The organism is Sphingobacterium sp. IITKGP-BTPF85 (assembly GCF_001006065.1).
GTDB lineage: Bacteria > Bacteroidota > Bacteroidia > Sphingobacteriales > Sphingobacteriaceae > Sphingobacterium > Sphingobacterium anhuiense.
Genome location: NZ_ASZT02000337.1, coordinates 1 through 529, shown reverse-complemented (window position 1 = coordinate 529; position 529 = coordinate 1). Strand labels below are relative to the sequence as shown.

At 38.2% G+C, this 529-nt stretch carries 1 pseudogene; it reads right to left on the bottom strand.

Annotated elements, in window-relative coordinates:
• Positions 1 to 324 (bottom strand): annotated as a pseudogene (locus tag L950_RS25525) (7-cyano-7-deazaguanine synthase); the annotation flags it as partial.
• Between the last annotated feature and the right edge of the window lie 205 nt (positions 325 to 529).

Genomic DNA, 529 nt, shown 5'->3' with positions numbered 1-529 from the left:
GGTATTACACAATACACAAGGGTTTGGCGTACGGCCGGCAATATATTCATCAACAAAGTTGTCAATAACAAAATCGCCAAACTCATCTCTAATATCCAATATATAATGTGGGAAACCATAATTCACCGCCAAAGAACGTGCATCGTTGATACTATCCAAGCTACAGCATCCGGTTTCCTTAGACGAGCCACCAGAAGCAGCATAGTCCCAAGTCTTCATCGTGATCCCTATGACTTCATATCCTTGTTCATGAAGCATGACAGCCGCGACCGAACTGTCAACACCCCCACTCATAGCAACTAATACTCTTCCTCTTTTACTCATTTTATTTTATTGAAATGCAAAGATAGGCTATTTGAAATTTTTACGTGTTAATTTCTTGTAAATTTTATCTGTATCAAAATCAAGTCTTTCAAAAAAATACATGAAATAAATGGGTGAAAAATTTAGAATTCGAATTATCGGGGTATATTTGCATCGCATTCAAAGTTAAACGGGGATGCAGGTTAAGGTGCCATAGCTCAGTCGG